Source organism: Verrucomicrobium sp. BvORR106, from assembly GCF_000739655.1.
GTDB lineage: Bacteria > Verrucomicrobiota > Verrucomicrobiia > Verrucomicrobiales > Verrucomicrobiaceae > Verrucomicrobium.
In genome coordinates this window covers 1-13,702 of sequence record NZ_BATR01000191.1, presented here as the reverse complement: position 1 = coordinate 13,702, position 13,702 = coordinate 1, and the positions used below count along the sequence as shown (strand labels likewise).

The following is a 13,702-nucleotide window of genomic DNA, read 5'->3' as shown; positions in this document are numbered from 1 at the left end:
CTTCGTGACAGAAGCTCCACGCCAACGGTGTGATACAAGATAGCCCGGGGTCAGACCGCGAAGCGGTCGCCACCCCGGGTATTCATGGGATAGCGATGGAACTCCAAGGGAGTTCTACAGACGGTTCAGATCAGCTGAAGACGACCGTCTTGCTTGCGGTGGACATCAGGGATGCGGCCACGGTTTGTAGAACTCACTTCGGAGTTCTGATCCAACTGCCTACATACCCAGGGTGGCGGCTCGTGCCTCGCCTGACCCTGGGCTACTTTGTGTGACGCCCTTGGCGTCAGAGCACTCGCATGTGACAACGGGGGCACCCCTTAACCCCGACGCGTCTGCGCGGCGGCGGCGGTGTGACGTGATGAGGGGTTGTGTTTCGACGGAGTTGCAGGATCGTATCTCGTATCCGTCGAAGCTTCCTCTATGAAAACCCGCCGCCAACTCCCCATCTTCCCGGCAGCTTTTTTTGCGATCCTGGCCACGATTGGCACCCTTCTGGTCGCCGGGCAGGAGGTGCCGCCCGCTCCGGCACCGGTGCCAGCAGCACCAGCTTCGACTGAGGCGAAGAATGAAGCTCCGAAGGAGTCTGCCAAACCTGCGGAACCAGTCGATGGCAAGAAAACCGAAGCGGCTGACTCACCGCCCGCCGCCACGGAGGCTGCCAAGCCTTTGCCCAAGATGCAGGACTTTGTGTTGCCTCCCCGCATCAAGCCTCCAGCAACTAAAACAGGCGAGTACACGGGCAAGGTGGTGGTCATTCCTATTGGTGAAGAGGATCTGATCAGCCCGGCGCGGTTCGAGTACATGTCCCGCACCATGAAGCGGGCGACGGATGAAGGTGCCGAGGCGGTGGTGTTTGATCTGGACACTCCCGGAGGCCTGGCGTGGCACACCACCACCGTGGTCATGAAAGACCTTCAGGAATTGACGCCTCGCAGCGTGGCGTTTGTGAATCCCCGTGCGCTTTCTGCCGGGGCCATCATCGCGATGGCCACGGACGCTGTGTATATGAGCCCCGCGAGCAGCATCGGCGCAGCAACTCCGGTCTCAGGCGGCGGCGAGAAAATGGACGATGCGGAGCGTGCCAAGATGAACTCCGCCTTCATGGCCATGGCGCGCACCGCCGTGAAGAGCAAGGGGCACAATCCAGAGATCATCGAGGCCATGATCGACAAGGATGTGGGTTTGAAGGTTTCCGGTGTGGAGATCTGCCCGAAGGGACGCATCCTCACGCTGGACCAGCAGGAAGCCACCAAGACCTACGACGGGAAGCCGCTCCTGGCCAAGGCCATTGTGCGCAACCTGGATGAGTTGGTGAAGCAGGAAGGCTTCAAAGGCCCGATCATCAAGGCCGAGCCCAAAGGGTTTGAGCTGGTGGCCATCCTGATCACGAAGTACGCCGCCATCCTGCTCCTCGTGGGAATCGCCGGCGGCTATCTGGAAATGCAGCATCCTGGGTTTGGCATTCCAGGAATTATTTCCGCGACCGCATTTGGCTTGTTCTTCTTTGGGCACTATGTGGCGGGCAGCCTGGTGGGATACGAGACGGTCTTCATCTTCTTTATCGGTGTGCTCTTCCTGATCGTGGAGCTGTTCGTCTTTCCCGGGCACCTCATGTTTGGATTGGTGGGATTGGTCCTGGTGATTGGATCCATCATCTACACGATGTCCGGCTGGGATGTGAATGTGCCCGAGGGCGGCACCTTCCCGGTGCGGTTCGAGGACTATGTCGTGGCCCTGCGCAATCTGGGCCTGGCCTTCACCGGAGCGCTGGCCTTGATCATCATCTTCATGCGCTACTTCCCGTCCGCAGGTCCGTTCCAGAGGCTGATCCTGCAGGCGGCCGTGGGTGGCGAGCAGGATTCCATTGAAGGCCATGGCCAGAGCCGCGCCTCCACGGTGCCGGTGGGAGCCTCCGGCACCACCCGCAGCGCCATGCGTCCGTATGGGCATGTGGACTTTGGTGAAACCACGATCGAAGCGATGGTGGAAGGGGACTACATCGCCCCTGGAACGCCTGTGAAGGTGAAGTCCGTGACGGGCACCCGGATCATTGTCCAGAAGGCGTGAGGGGGATTTTCGAATTTGGATCTGTGATTTCTGAATGGTCGGGCATCCGGCCATTCGGGCTTCAAGAATGATCTGTTCGAAGTTGATCCCTGTAGGGGATGCGGAGCACAGCCCACCGTTGACGAGCTTCAAGCGAGTCTACGGTGGGTGTGATGAGAGAAGCTTTCAACGCTGAAAGCGTTGTGTAGATGCTGGGGCTCCCAAAGTGTTTGGCGGGTGCCAGGGGTGGGCAACGCGATGGGCCTACCACTCCGTGGTAGATGGCAAGCGGGAAATGACCGTGGGCAGTCCTCGCTGAGCTCGGCCGGCCCATGGCTATTCATGGCGAACCCTCCGGGTTCCTGGCATGGGTGTCAGGGGCAGCATGACGGTGGTGCATGCAATTGCAGATGTCGTTCCATTTTCGGCAATCGCTGCGTGCATTCCTGAACCCGGAGGGTTCGCCATGAGTAGCCACGGGTGAAACGAGCGTAGCGAGTGCAACCCATGGAAACGTCCGGGGGCTTTCTACCGCGGAGCGGTAGGCCTGAAGTTGCAAACAACCCCCGACATAAGACCACGGAGACGTGTGCTTGGACCTTCAGATGGCTCCCGACGGCCAAATGCCATTCCAATGCCACCCCGGTCTATTTCCTAAACCCGAACTCAGCGGCCAGGGCCAGGCACTCGGACACCGGGCGTAGCCCAGCGGAAGGTGTGGGATCGGCCAGCGATGCCGCTGCGGTGCAGACGGCCAGTTGCAGGCGCTCGGCCAGGGAAAGCTGCTCATGCAGCCCGTAGAGCAGACCGGCGGCAAAGGCATCGCCAGCACCGGTGGCTCCCTTGCTGTAGCCCGCAGGGATGAGCAGAGAGGGCTGGTGAAGCTTTTCCCCGGCGACGGTGACCGAGGCGCATCCATGCTCCGTATGAACGGTCACCGATTGACGCACGCCCAGGCCCAGAAGGTCCGAGGCAGCACTCAGCAGCGCCTCCGGCTGATCCGCTGGAATGCTCCGGTGCAGGACGCGGGCGGCCTCCACTTCATTGAGCATGAGGTGATGGGTGTAGGGCAGGGCGCTCAGGGCAATTTCCCTGAACTGAGGATGCTCCGTGCTGACCATGTCCACGCTGGTCTCGAGGCCGGCGGCCACGGCTTTCTCCAGCAGGTGGGAGGCGTGCGTGCGGCCATCCGGGGCAAAGGAATCCAGGGTGTCCAGCAGCATCAGGTAGCCTAGATGAAAGATTCGGGCAGAGCTGTTGCGGAAGTCCACATGCGCTACATTGAAGAGGGCATTGGCCCCGCGCTGGTGGAAGAACGTGCGCCGTCCCGTGCCAGCCACGGTCATGGCATCGGTGTAGGAAGTGGCGCGCTCCTTCGTAGCGTGGAGCTGGTCGGTGTTGATACCATGAACCCGGCAGTCCTCGCGGATCCAGCGTCCGTTGTCGTCCTCGCCCACCATGCCGGCGGCGGCCAGGGGGAAGGTGGCCCCCATGGCGGCAAGGTCCTTGAGCACGTTGTACGGACCACCGCCATTGGCCTGGGTCTGGCCCAGGATGCTGGCGAGCATGTCCTGATCCGGATAGGCGTCGATGATCTTCACGTGGTCCACAATGAAGTTCCCGCCCGCCAGCAGGCCGCTGCGTGAGGAACTCATGACAGACCGGGGATAGGGACGACGGTGCTGGTGCGCTGGGATTCCAGGGCGGCGGCAAAGATCTCGTGCGTGGCCACGGCTTCCTCCGGCGTAGCGCAGCCAAACCGGCCTTCAAGCAGGCCTTCCCGCTCCATGAGATAGGCGGCCCACATCTGCTGGATGACGTCGGGGAAGCCGGGCTCAAAGATGCCACCGGTGACGGCCTTGAAGGGCGTGCCGAAGCCGAGTTCGGTCTTCTTCCACCACTGCTCCTTGCCCCGCTCAAAGACCCAGAGGGTCTTGGGCTCGGCCGTGCTGAAGCGGACGCCGCCCTCGGTGCCCAGTATTTCAATGAACCAGGTGTTCGTCGCCCCTGGGGCGAGACGCTTCATCTCCAGGCGCAGCGGCACTTCGTTTTCGCCAATCGTGGTCCAGGTGTGAAGCAGGGCGTTGTCCCAAGTGTCGCAGACAGCAAGTCCTCCCTTGCCATCAGGGCGTTGGGGGTAGCCCTTTTGCAATTGGGCAAAGATGCGGGTGGGATTCCAGCCGAGGCGCAGCGGCAGGTGGCAGGCATGCATGCCCAGATCGTTGAGAGCGCCGCCTTCGCCGCAGAACTGGTTCATGCGCTTCCAGTTGGCTGCCTTGTTCGGATCCAGGTCGCTGCTGTGATGAAAGCCGGAAACGACTTCAAGCACACGGCCCAAGGTGCCGCTGCCCGCCAGACTGAGTGCCCGTTGGGCACCGGGGAAGAAGGGCATCTCGGAGCTGCAACGGACAAAGCGGCCGCTCGTGCGAACGCCTTCCAGAATGCGCTTGGCGGAAGCGAGATCGATGCCGAAGGGTTTCTCGGCAAAGAGGTCCTTCCCGGCGGCCAGCACATCGAGATAGATGGGTTCGTGGAGATGATGCGGCACGGCCACATAGACGACATCCACGTCAGGGCTCGCGAGCAGCTCCTTGTAGTCCCCTGTGCGCAGCGTGCAGGAGGGGATGATGTCAAACCAGGACAGCGTGGCCGGATTGAGGTCCGCCACGGCGGTGAGCACGGGGCGTACGCTCACGTCCGTGAGGGCACACCAGCGCGCGAAGGCGCTGGCCATTTCCCGGCCCATGAGGCCGCCGCCAATGATGCCAATTCTGATGTCTTTCATGCGGTGCAGCGGGCGGGGCGTTAGATCTTGGCCAGGGCTTCGTCAACACTGGCCCCATCATGCACCATGGCCATGAGGGCCTGGGTGATGCCTTTGGGATTCGGGTGCTGGATCACATTGCGACCATATACAATGCCGGATGCCCCTTGCTCAAGGAGGCCCTGCGTGCGCACGAGGATGTCGCGGTCACTCACGCGGCCGCCGCCACGCACCAGCACGGGGATGCCGCCCGCGGTCTCCACCACCTTGTGGTACACGCTCACATCGTCGGTGGGGTCCGCTTTGATGATGTCTGCTCCGAGTTCAACGGCCTGGCGCACCAGGTACATGATCTGCGTGAGGTCGCCGTCCACCATGTAGCCGCCGGCCACGGAGTTGGGCTGGAATACGAGCGGCTCCACCATCATGGGGATGCCGTAGTAGTCCGCCTGGGGCTTGAGGCGCAGGATGTTCTCCACGCACTCGGCATGCACTTCCGGGGCACCGGGGATCTGGAAGAGGTTCACGCAGACGCAGGCTGCATCATAACGCACGGCCTGGAGCATGGTTTCCTCAATCATCAGACTGAACCGGGTCTCGGGCAGCTCTTTGCCGTAGATGTTGGCCACATCTGTGCGCAGCACGAGGGAGGGCTTGTGGCGGCCGGGGATCTCCTGCAGGTGGCGGGCCTGCCCCAGCGTGAGCTGGATCGCATCCGGCGCTGCATCCACGAGGGTCTTCACCACCGTGCGCATGTCTTCAATGCCCTGAAGGAAGCCGGGCTGGTTGAAAAAGCCGTGATCCACGGCGACATCGAAACAGCGGTTGGACTTGGCGTTGAAGAGGCGATTGAGGCGGTATTGTTTCATGGAGCAGGTTGGGAAAACGGAAGGGGGCTTTGGACGGGACAGGCGGTGGCTCTGGTCTTACTTGATACCCATGAGGTGCTTCAAGATGTAAAGTTCCAGGGCCTCATAATCACGGCCGTCGCGGTATTGTTGGACGAGGCCGTTGTCGAGTGAGCGGACCTTGTCCACCAGGTGGAGGAAGATCTCGCGGCTGTTCTTAAGGTGGTCGGTCACCGGGCAGCCGCGCTGGGTGCGGATGGCCTTCACATCCAGGCCGATAAATTCGCCGCGCTGACCGTAGCCAGCCTCCTCCAGCACGCGCACTTGGTTGAACGCAGCGCGCAGGTTGGCCCCACCGAAGTTCTTGTCCTGGTCGTACTTGAGACCGTTCTGGTCGTTCAGGTGCACGCTGGCCAGCTTGTCGTGGGAGAGGGCGAAAGCCATCTCATCGCTGGGGTCCAGACCCGCCAGGAGGGCATGGGCGCTCTCGATCAGGCCCTTGACCCGCTTCGGATCGCTGGAGGCATAGGAAAGCGCAACGGCATGGCCGATGGTGGGGACATAAGCCTGGTCCGTGGGCTCATTCGGCTTGGGCTCGATCCAGATCTCGATTTCCTTGTCGTAGTCCAGCATGGCGTTCACCGTCTCCAGCAGGCGCTGGTAGGCCAGGCGGGCGTCCTTGGACTCGCGGATGTAGGAGCCCTCACGAGCGAGCCAGAGGACGACCGCCTTGCAATCAATGGCCCGGGCGATGTCGATGCACTTCTTCGTGCGGTCCCAGGCATAGGCGCGGTCGCTGGCGCTGTTGGACGTGTAGGCCCCATCGGTGGTTTGTTCCGCGAACCAAAGGCGGGGCGCGACAAACTCCGGGGTCAGCCCCTGGTTGGCCAGGATGGTCTTCACCTCAGCCGCCTTGGCAGAGATCTGGTCCGGGCTCAGGCTGTCCATTCCCGGGACCACGTCGTCATCGTGGAACTGCACCCCTTCAAAACCCAGCGGGCGGTAGAGGGCGTATTTTTCCTCGTGCGGGAAGGGGCTGCGGACATCAACGCCAAAGGGGTCCGAACCTTCGCTGATGTTCCAAGGGCCGAAGGAGAAGCGGTACTGGGTGGGATTGCTCATGCCGGGAGGATGGCCGGGTCTGGAGGCGGGCGCTACGCTCCCAGACTCAGGGGCTGCGACTATTGTCTCAATTTTCCTGCTGTACACCGTCATTCACGGATGGAAGTGACATGAAACGGTGGAATTGTGACGGGTGGGGGCTGTCTATGGGAGGCTCCGCCCCGCTCCGCCCAGTTTCTGCTTTCCTCACCCATTATGCAGGCCCTCCGAGAGAAAATCGACTTCCCGCCCGGCCAGTCCTTCCGGGTCATCCGCTGGTCGCGGAACCTCAGGGAGGTGGAGTGCGTGCTGGCCCCGGGCAAGGCGCAAAAGATCGCGGGCGAAGGCACGCACTGGCACTACCACACGGAGATGGAGCTGACCCTCTTCACCAGCGGGGCAGGGATGCGTTTTGTCGGGGATCACATCGGCGGTTTCGCCGGAGGGGATCTGGTGTTGCTGGGGGGAAAGCTGCCGCACTACTGGCACACGAAGGAGGCCTCGTCGGGCGTCTCGGTGCAGTGGCACTTCCCGGAGAGTCACCCGTTCTGGGCGTTTCCTGAAACCCTCAAGCTGGCCGGGCTGTTCAAGAAAGCTGGTCGCGGGCTCCGCTTCAGTGGGCGCAGCGCTGGAGCGGCGGCCGTACTGTTACAGGAACTCACGACCGCCGATGGCGTGGAACGGCTGGCGCTGTTGTTGAAGTTGCTGGCGCTCCTTTCACGAGCCCCGGAGCAGGACCGGACCTTTCTTTCTGTGCGTTCTTTTGCCCTGCCGATGGAGTCGCACTATCAACAGGCCATCCGCGATGCGGTCCGTCATCTGATTGCCAACTTCCGCCAGGAGGTGCGACTGGAAGAGGTGCTGGAGCTGACCAATCTGAGCCGGCCCACCTTTGCCCGGCAGTTCAAGAAGCACTCCGGCCGGACCTTCAGTGAGTTCCTGAACCGCCTGCGCCTTCAGGCCGCCTGCCGCGAGCTGGTAGAGAGTGATCGCAGCGTGCTGGAGATCTCCGGCGAATGCGGGTTCTCGCAGATCTCGTTCTTCAACCGGATCTTCAAGCGGGTGTACAAGTGCAGCCCCACGGAGTGGCGGAAGAGGAGGAAGTAGGGGAGGCCAGTGCGTCAGTGGGCAGTGCGTCAGTGCGACAAGGTGTTGGGGGTGAGTTGTTGGGAGGCGATGATTTCGGCTTGCGGGGGTGCTCGGTGCAGTCGCCAAGCGGCGACGTGGGGCAAGCGGGGCACTCGCTCTACAACTCAGGTGACTTGGGCGCTACTCCACATCCTTCACCTTCACCCGCAGGAGGGGCGGGGTGTTGCTGCCGCTTTCTTTGGTGGCAAAGGCGTGAGCCATGCCGTCGCGGGCGGACTCGTCCGTTTCACGGCAGATGATGAAGGTCACCAGTCCATTCGTATCGCTCTGCAGGAACTTCACGAGCGCCTCGCCCTTGATGGAGCGGGTTCCGCGGCTGACCCCCTGGGCGATCTGGAAGCGCCCGAGCAGGCTGGATTTTTTCAGATCCGGGAGATGGTGTTGATCTTCCGCGGTGGAGACATTGTGGGCGGGGGCTTCCTTCCACGTAAGCGAGTTCTCGTTCCAGTTGTCCTCCGACTCATCGGTGAGCCCGTACACGGCGAAGGTGCTGTCCGGCACCAGGCTGGCGAAGCCGAGGTCGCTGGGTTCGATACTCAACACCAACTCGGCATCTTCCTTGAGGTCATCCTTGAACTTGCCGAGGTCGAAGCACACGTAGCCTTTCCGATCCAGCTCCGGGGAGAAGCTGCTGCGCTTCACGCGGAAGTACGGGTCCTTGCCGAAATTCTTCGATTTAGGGTTGCCCTGGATGTAGGTGTCCTTGCCACGGCCGTAGGCGGTGGAAACGATCTGCCAGCCACCACCCGCATCCAAAATGATGTTGGGCTGCCAGCGACGAGACTCCAGCTCCACAGTGGAGGGGTTGGGAGTAGGCGTGAGCTGGCTGCGGCGGATGCCGGTGTCCACGCTCTGGCCGCCGCGCAATTGCTTCGCTTCGCCAGTGGCTTTGGGGTTCACTTCCACCAGGCCGTCCAGCACCTTTACCAGGTACTTGCCGTCCTCGCCGGCGCTGACGCCGAAACGGGTGCCGTAGTCCACCACCTTGGCATCGGGCGTGTCCACCACGAAGCCGATGGCACTGGGGGGCACATCGGCCATGAGGGTGCCTCTGACCAAGCGGCACGCCTTGGCGTCCACGATCTCCAGCGTGGCCGGGGCCTCCATGACGATTTCGGCACCGCTGTCGAACTTGAGCGTGGCCAGGCCCTCGGCGAGTTCGAGGGTGCCGGCGGCTACGCGAGATCCTTCGGCCGTGGGCAGGGTGCTGCCGGCCCATTTGCAATCGCGGGCCTTGATGACCGTAGCCACGGTCAGGCTGGGCGTCTCACCGGGGCGCGGGGTGAGCTGCCAGTTCCAGACGGCTCCCACGACGCCGAGCACGGCGATGCCTGCGGCCGCCGCGAGCGCGGAAGGCAGCCAGGGGGTACGGGAGACGATGCTCCGGACGGGGGAGGTCCTGGTGGCTGCTGGGGGGGATTCACCCGCGAGTTGCTTGAGCAGATGGGTGTCAAACTTCAGCTCCGCATGCTGTTGAAGGGCTGCGGCGAACAAGCGTCGTGCTTCCGCATCAGTGCGCAGTCGCACGTTGAGTTCCTCTTTCTCCACGGGCGTCAGACTGGCGTTCAGGCTTCTTTCGCAGAGCTCGAGAAGGTGCCAGCGTTCGGAGTCGGTCATCGGTTGATCATTCATGGGGCTACCCCCTCGTTGGCATGTGGTTGCATCTGCCGGGCCACACAGTCCAGCAGGGCCATACGCACCCGGCTCAGGGCACGGTACACGGCACCCGGGGTGCTTTGGATGCGACTGGCCACCTGATCCACCTCCAGATCCTCATAGTAGCGGAGCAGGATGAGCTGTCGGTGTTCCTTGGGCAGCTTGTGCAGGCAGGCCTGCAGGGCTTCACGACGGTGATCTCCACCATCGGTGGCCAGCTTCTCCACCTCGTGGCCGATGGCCTCCAGGACGTCATCTTCCAGCGGGAGGTGCTCTTTCTTCTTTTCCCGCCGGTAGGTCAGGATCTGGTGAAAGGCCACCTTCCGGGCCCATGCGAGGAAATTCGTGCCCAGTTCAAACTGGGAGAAACTCCGCCACATGACCATTTTGGTCTGCTGCAGAATGTCGTCCGCATCTGCCGCCAGAGGCACCAGACTGTACACATACACCCCCAGCGCACGATCGTGCTGGGTGAGCAGGGTGAGAAATTCGGTCGTGCGGTCGGCGGACTCCATGCGGATCCAGGGAGGTGAAAGGGGCGATGTCTGGGAAGACTATCACCTGAACTAGGTCGCGAGGAGGGGGAAGTTGGACAGAAAAGTTGAGACGCGTTGCTGGTTGAGACGCTGCCGCCTGGGCGGCTGCTGGTTGAGACGGCTTCGCCTGGTTGAGACGCTACGCTGGGATGGGGAGTAGCGGTAGCGCAGATTGGCATCGGAATGGGTTGGTCGGAGGAGTGGGAGAATGCGTGTTCCCAGACCAAGGCACGGAGTGGTGAGGCCTTGCAAAAGGAGGCGGGGGTTCCCAGCCCCGCACGGGCGAATGTCCATACAGCAGCTCCCAAGGAGCGGCGGTTTGTGCCTTAAGCACAACCGCCGAGCGTGGCCGGAGGATCACTGCGGGACCTCGACGATCAACGTCATTGCACTCCACCACTCAAAGCCCGCCGTACACTGCGGGATCGGGCACAATTTTCATCGTCGCCGTGGCGGGATCGCGGCGCTCGATCACGATGCCGGTGCCCAGGGGGATGGTGCCGCGATCGGTGTTGTCTCCGCCCACCAGTTTCCAGCCTGCCGTGAGGGGCGGGGCCTCTGGGGTGTAGTAGTACTTCTTGTAACCGGTGGTCGTGGTATTGGGGATCCAGACTAGATCGGCGGTGGTGCTGTCGCCCTGGCGCACCTGATCTTGCAGCGTGCTGTTGGCCAGGGTGACGCTCACTGGTTGGTTCACGCTCACAGAATTCTGCCCGGGCTGGACGACATAATGCGTGGGACGTGTCCGGAGTTCACCCGCAAAGGTGAGGTTCAGATTCGTCAGCCAGCGGCGGGTGATGGTGATGGCATCGACATGATACACCGGGGTGGCGGAGGCATCGGCGGTGCCTGTGGCGGCGTTGCGCCAGCCCGCCGGACTGGAGGTGCTGTAATAAATGGTCTGCGTGCCGCCCTGGCCATCGGGGATGACAATGGTATCCGCACTGCTGGCGCTATTGCCTGTGCGGAGCCCAGCCGAGTTGGTGGCTCCAAAGAGGCTGGCGATCGTGTGCAGCGGCCGGATGGCATAGGTGTCGCCTGCCGCGCTGTAGAGGGAGAGGTCATCCTCCGTGGTGACCGAGTTTGCCGCGAAGCCTGTCACGCTGGAGGCCATGCCCTGGTGGGCACCGCTGGTGATCTCCACCCAGTACTCCGTGCCTGCTGTGAGTGCGGTGGTGAAGTCCACGTCCGTGTCCGTCAGGGTGTTGGCGGCGGTACTTTCCAGATGGCCCGCGACGGCCGTGGGTCGCACAAAGCTGACGCCCAGAAGCCGGGAGGACAGCGCCCGGACCGTCACCTTGTGAAAGCCGGCCAGATTGGACTGGGCAGTGGTCACCTCCTGCGCCTGAGCCCGGGCTCCGGGGAAGATCGGGAGCAGGCAAGTTATGAGGGCCATGCCCATGACGGTGGGGACAACGGGGCGGGAGGACACAAGGCTCAGGGATTTCATGAGGGCGGTGGTTGGAGGTTGTGCGGGGTGGAAGACGGAAGGAAGCTGAATTTCCTAGAGCCCGCCGTAGAGGGCGGCGTTGGGAGGGATTTGCAGGTTGGTGGCGGCATCCCGTCGCTCAATGATGATGCCCGGCGTAAGTGCGACGGTGCCTCTATCGGCGTTGTTTCCGCTAACTAGGCGCCAGACACCGGCATTGCAGTAGTACTTCTTGTAGCCTGTGGCGCTGTTGGGGATCCATACCAGGTCTCCCGTGGTGCTGTCGCCCTGCTTCACCTGCGTTTGCAGAGTGCTGTTCCCCAGCGTGGAGCCCACCGGGTAGTTCACGTTCACATAGTTCAGCCCCGGCAGAATCCCGTAGTAGGTAGGGTTCTTGCGGAGTGACCCGGCGAAGACGAGTTTCAGGTTGGAATTGGCGTTGCGGGTGATGTTGAGCGCGTCCACGTGATAAACCGGGAGGTTCGACGCGTCGTCCGTGCCCGTGGTGCTGGTGCGCCACCCTGCAGGAGCGGTGTTGTTGTAGTACACCACGGCCAGGCCACCCTGCCCATCCGGCACCTCCACCCTGTCGGCGTTGGTCGCACTGGTTCCCGCGCGAAGGCCCGCGGAGTTGGTGGTGCCGAACAGGCTCGCGATGGTGTGGGCGGGGCGCACGGCATAGGTGTCCCCGGCACTGATGAAAGCGGACAGGTCATCCTCTGTGACCAACCCATGCTGCGTGAAGGAACTCACGATGCTGGCCAGGCCCTTGTTGCCCCCGCTGGTGATCTCCACCCAGTATGCCACACCGGGAGACAACGTGGCCGTGAAGTCGGCATCTGTGTCTTCCAGGGTGTTCGCACTGGTGGTCTCCAGATGACCCGCTGCCACTGAGGGGCGGACGAAGCTCGTTCCCACCACCTTTGAGGAGTTCGACCTGACCGTGATTTGGTAATGCCCTGCCAAATCGCTTGAGGCGGTTTCAGTCGTTTGCCCCCACGCTCCTGGGACGAAGGGGAGGACACTTGCGACGAGGAGGAGAGGGTGGAATTTCATGGAAATTCCCCGAGTATTAGCAGCCCTCAAAGAAACTGTCGAGACGGCTCAAATTATGTCGAATTGACATCAATTGCGTTACGGAGGATGATCAGTCTGAGCTTGTTGCGACACGAGTTTCAATCTCACAATCACACGCCTCTTTCCACCCATGTTGCGGCACTTTGTTCACCCACGGTTCCTGATATCTCGCGGTCGTGCCGCAGGGGTTGTGCATGCTTTCACCCTGCTGATCCTGGCATTGGGCCCGGGTCTTGTGCATGCCTCGAACCCTGAGGAAGATCCGGTGTATGTGAAAAAGGTCCGCCCGCTGCTGGATACCCACTGCGTGAAATGCCACGGACCGGAAAAGCAGAAGGCCAACCTCCGGCTGGACACGCTCAAAGCCATGATGGAAGGCGGCGACAGCGGGCCTGCTGTGGTGCCAGGGGATGTGGAAGGATCGAACCTGATCGCCGCCATCTGCTACGAAGACGCCGACCTCCAGATGCCACCTGACGGGAAGCTCGACGAGGAGCAGATCGAGATGCTGAAGAAGTGGGTGGGGGCGATGGGAGGGTAGGGTTCTTGGTTCTTGGTTCTTGGTTCTTGGTTCTTGGTTCTTGGTTCTTGGTTCTTGGTTCTTGGTTCTTGGTTCTTGGTTCTTGGTTCTTGGTTCTTGGTTCTTGGTTCTTGGTTCTTGGTTCTTGGTTCTTGGTTCTTGGTTCTTGGTTCTTGGTTCTTGGTTCTTGGTTCTTGGTTCCCTTGCGCGCGTTATCTCATGAACCCGAAGGGTTCGCCATGAGTAGCCATGGGCCGGCCGAGCGGAGCGAGGACTACCCATGGAAGACTGGCCTGGGAATTCTACCGCGGAGCGGTAGTCCTAGAGCGGCCAAACGACGGAGGGGATGCATCGCGGGATTGGCGTCTGGGGTGCGCAATACGATGGGCCTACCGCTCCGCGGTAGAAGGTGAACCGTTGCCAACCACGGGTAGCCCTCGCTCCACTCGGTCGACCCGTGGCTACGCATGGTGAACCCTCCGGGTTCCATCGGCTCTTGGTTCTCGTAGGTTCGAGGTAACCTTAACGGCTTGCAAATCGGTAAACTGTTGAAGCGCCGTCTCGCTATGCCGC

11 protein-coding genes are annotated in these 13,702 nt (G+C 61.9%); 3 read left to right on the top strand and 8 right to left on the bottom strand.

Annotated features, from left to right (window positions below; genetic code table 11):
* The first annotated feature begins 423 nt into the window (after window positions 1–423).
* Complete coding sequence (locus BV106_RS34110) at window positions 424–2,070, top strand: NfeD family protein (protein WP_038172615.1); 1,647 nt, start codon at window positions 424–426, stop codon at window positions 2,068–2,070.
* A gap of 626 nt (window positions 2,071–2,696) precedes the next feature.
* On the opposite strand, the gene BV106_RS34105 is transcribed toward BV106_RS34110, so the two are convergent.
* Genes BV106_RS34105 through BV106_RS34090 form a run of 4 tightly spaced genes read right to left on the bottom strand, consistent with a single transcriptional unit; the run spans window position 2,697 to window position 6,783 of the window.
* On the bottom strand, window positions 2,697–3,704 hold the full coding sequence (locus BV106_RS34105) for a carbohydrate kinase family protein (RefSeq protein ID WP_038172613.1): 1,008 nt from the start codon (window positions 3,702–3,704) through the stop codon (window positions 2,697–2,699).
* Window positions 3,701–4,834, bottom strand: a complete 1,134-nt coding sequence (locus BV106_RS34100; RefSeq protein ID WP_038172611.1) for a Gfo/Idh/MocA family oxidoreductase — start codon at window positions 4,832–4,834, stop codon at window positions 3,701–3,703. Before BV106_RS34100 ends, BV106_RS34105 begins: the two co-directional genes overlap by 4 nt.
* A gap of 20 nt (window positions 4,835–4,854) precedes the next feature.
* Window positions 4,855–5,682, bottom strand: a complete 828-nt coding sequence (locus BV106_RS34095; RefSeq protein WP_038172608.1) for an aldolase — start codon at window positions 5,680–5,682, stop codon at window positions 4,855–4,857.
* Window positions 5,683–5,739: 57 nt separating this feature from the next.
* Window positions 5,740–6,783, bottom strand: coding sequence for a TIM barrel protein (locus BV106_RS34090; RefSeq protein WP_038172606.1), 1,044 nt, complete (start codon window positions 6,781–6,783; stop codon window positions 5,740–5,742).
* A gap of 195 nt (window positions 6,784–6,978) precedes the next feature.
* Here BV106_RS34090 and BV106_RS34085 point away from each other — a divergent pair, with 195 nt between their 5' ends.
* Window positions 6,979–7,869 (top strand): AraC family transcriptional regulator, encoded by an 891-nt coding sequence (locus BV106_RS34085; protein ID WP_038172603.1) that lies wholly within the window; start codon window positions 6,979–6,981, stop codon window positions 7,867–7,869.
* Window positions 7,870–8,031: 162 nt separating this feature from the next.
* On the opposite strand, the gene BV106_RS34080 is transcribed toward BV106_RS34085, so the two are convergent.
* The 4 genes from BV106_RS34080 to BV106_RS34065 form a co-directional block, all read right to left on the bottom strand.
* Complete coding sequence (locus tag BV106_RS34080; protein ID WP_265596366.1) at window positions 8,032–9,528, bottom strand: DNRLRE domain-containing protein; 1,497 nt, start codon at window positions 9,526–9,528, stop codon at window positions 8,032–8,034.
* An 11-nt stretch (window positions 9,529–9,539) separates the two neighbouring features.
* The gene (locus tag BV106_RS34075; protein WP_038172599.1) at window positions 9,540–10,082 is read right to left on the bottom strand and encodes a sigma-70 family RNA polymerase sigma factor; all 543 of its coding nucleotides are present in this window, start codon (window positions 10,080–10,082) and stop codon (window positions 9,540–9,542) included.
* A 421-nt stretch (window positions 10,083–10,503) separates the two neighbouring features.
* Window positions 10,504–11,553, bottom strand: a complete 1,050-nt coding sequence (locus BV106_RS34070; protein WP_038172596.1) for a TIGR02597 family protein — start codon at window positions 11,551–11,553, stop codon at window positions 10,504–10,506.
* A gap of 54 nt (window positions 11,554–11,607) precedes the next feature.
* Window positions 11,608–12,588, bottom strand: coding sequence for a hypothetical protein (locus BV106_RS34065; RefSeq protein ID WP_038172594.1), 981 nt, complete (start codon window positions 12,586–12,588; stop codon window positions 11,608–11,610).
* A gap of 151 nt (window positions 12,589–12,739) precedes the next feature.
* Here BV106_RS34065 and BV106_RS34060 point away from each other — a divergent pair, with 151 nt between their 5' ends.
* Entirely contained in the window at window positions 12,740–13,150 is a 411-nt protein-coding gene (locus tag BV106_RS34060; protein ID WP_038172592.1) for a c-type cytochrome domain-containing protein, read from the top strand.
* The last annotated feature ends 552 nt before the right edge of the window (window positions 13,151–13,702 follow it).

Excerpts from the sequence above, each read along its gene's own strand:
- BV106_RS34110 (WP_038172615.1), top strand. The coding sequence starts at position 424 with ATGAAAACCCGCCGCCAACTCCCCATCTTCCCGGCAGCTTTTTTTGCG.
- BV106_RS34105 (WP_038172613.1), bottom strand. The coding sequence starts at position 3,704 with ATGAGTTCCTCACGCAGCGGCCTGCTGGCGGGCGGGAACTTCATTGTG.
- BV106_RS34100 (WP_038172611.1), bottom strand. The coding sequence starts at position 4,834 with ATGAAAGACATCAGAATTGGCATCATTGGCGGCGGCCTCATGGGCCGG.
- BV106_RS34095 (WP_038172608.1), bottom strand. The coding sequence starts at position 5,682 with ATGAAACAATACCGCCTCAATCGCCTCTTCAACGCCAAGTCCAACCGC.
- BV106_RS34090 (WP_038172606.1), bottom strand. The coding sequence starts at position 6,783 with ATGAGCAATCCCACCCAGTACCGCTTCTCCTTCGGCCCTTGGAACATC.
- BV106_RS34085 (WP_038172603.1), top strand. The coding sequence starts at position 6,979 with ATGCAGGCCCTCCGAGAGAAAATCGACTTCCCGCCCGGCCAGTCCTTC.
- BV106_RS34080 (WP_265596366.1), bottom strand. The coding sequence starts at position 9,528 with ATGACCGACTCCGAACGCTGGCACCTTCTCGAGCTCTGCGAAAGAAGC.
- BV106_RS34075 (WP_038172599.1), bottom strand. The coding sequence starts at position 10,082 with ATGGAGTCCGCCGACCGCACGACCGAATTTCTCACCCTGCTCACCCAG.
- BV106_RS34070 (WP_038172596.1), bottom strand. The coding sequence starts at position 11,553 with ATGAAATCCCTGAGCCTTGTGTCCTCCCGCCCCGTTGTCCCCACCGTC.
- BV106_RS34065 (WP_038172594.1), bottom strand. The coding sequence starts at position 12,588 with ATGAAATTCCACCCTCTCCTCCTCGTCGCAAGTGTCCTCCCCTTCGTC.
- BV106_RS34060 (WP_038172592.1), top strand. The coding sequence starts at position 12,740 with ATGTTGCGGCACTTTGTTCACCCACGGTTCCTGATATCTCGCGGTCGT.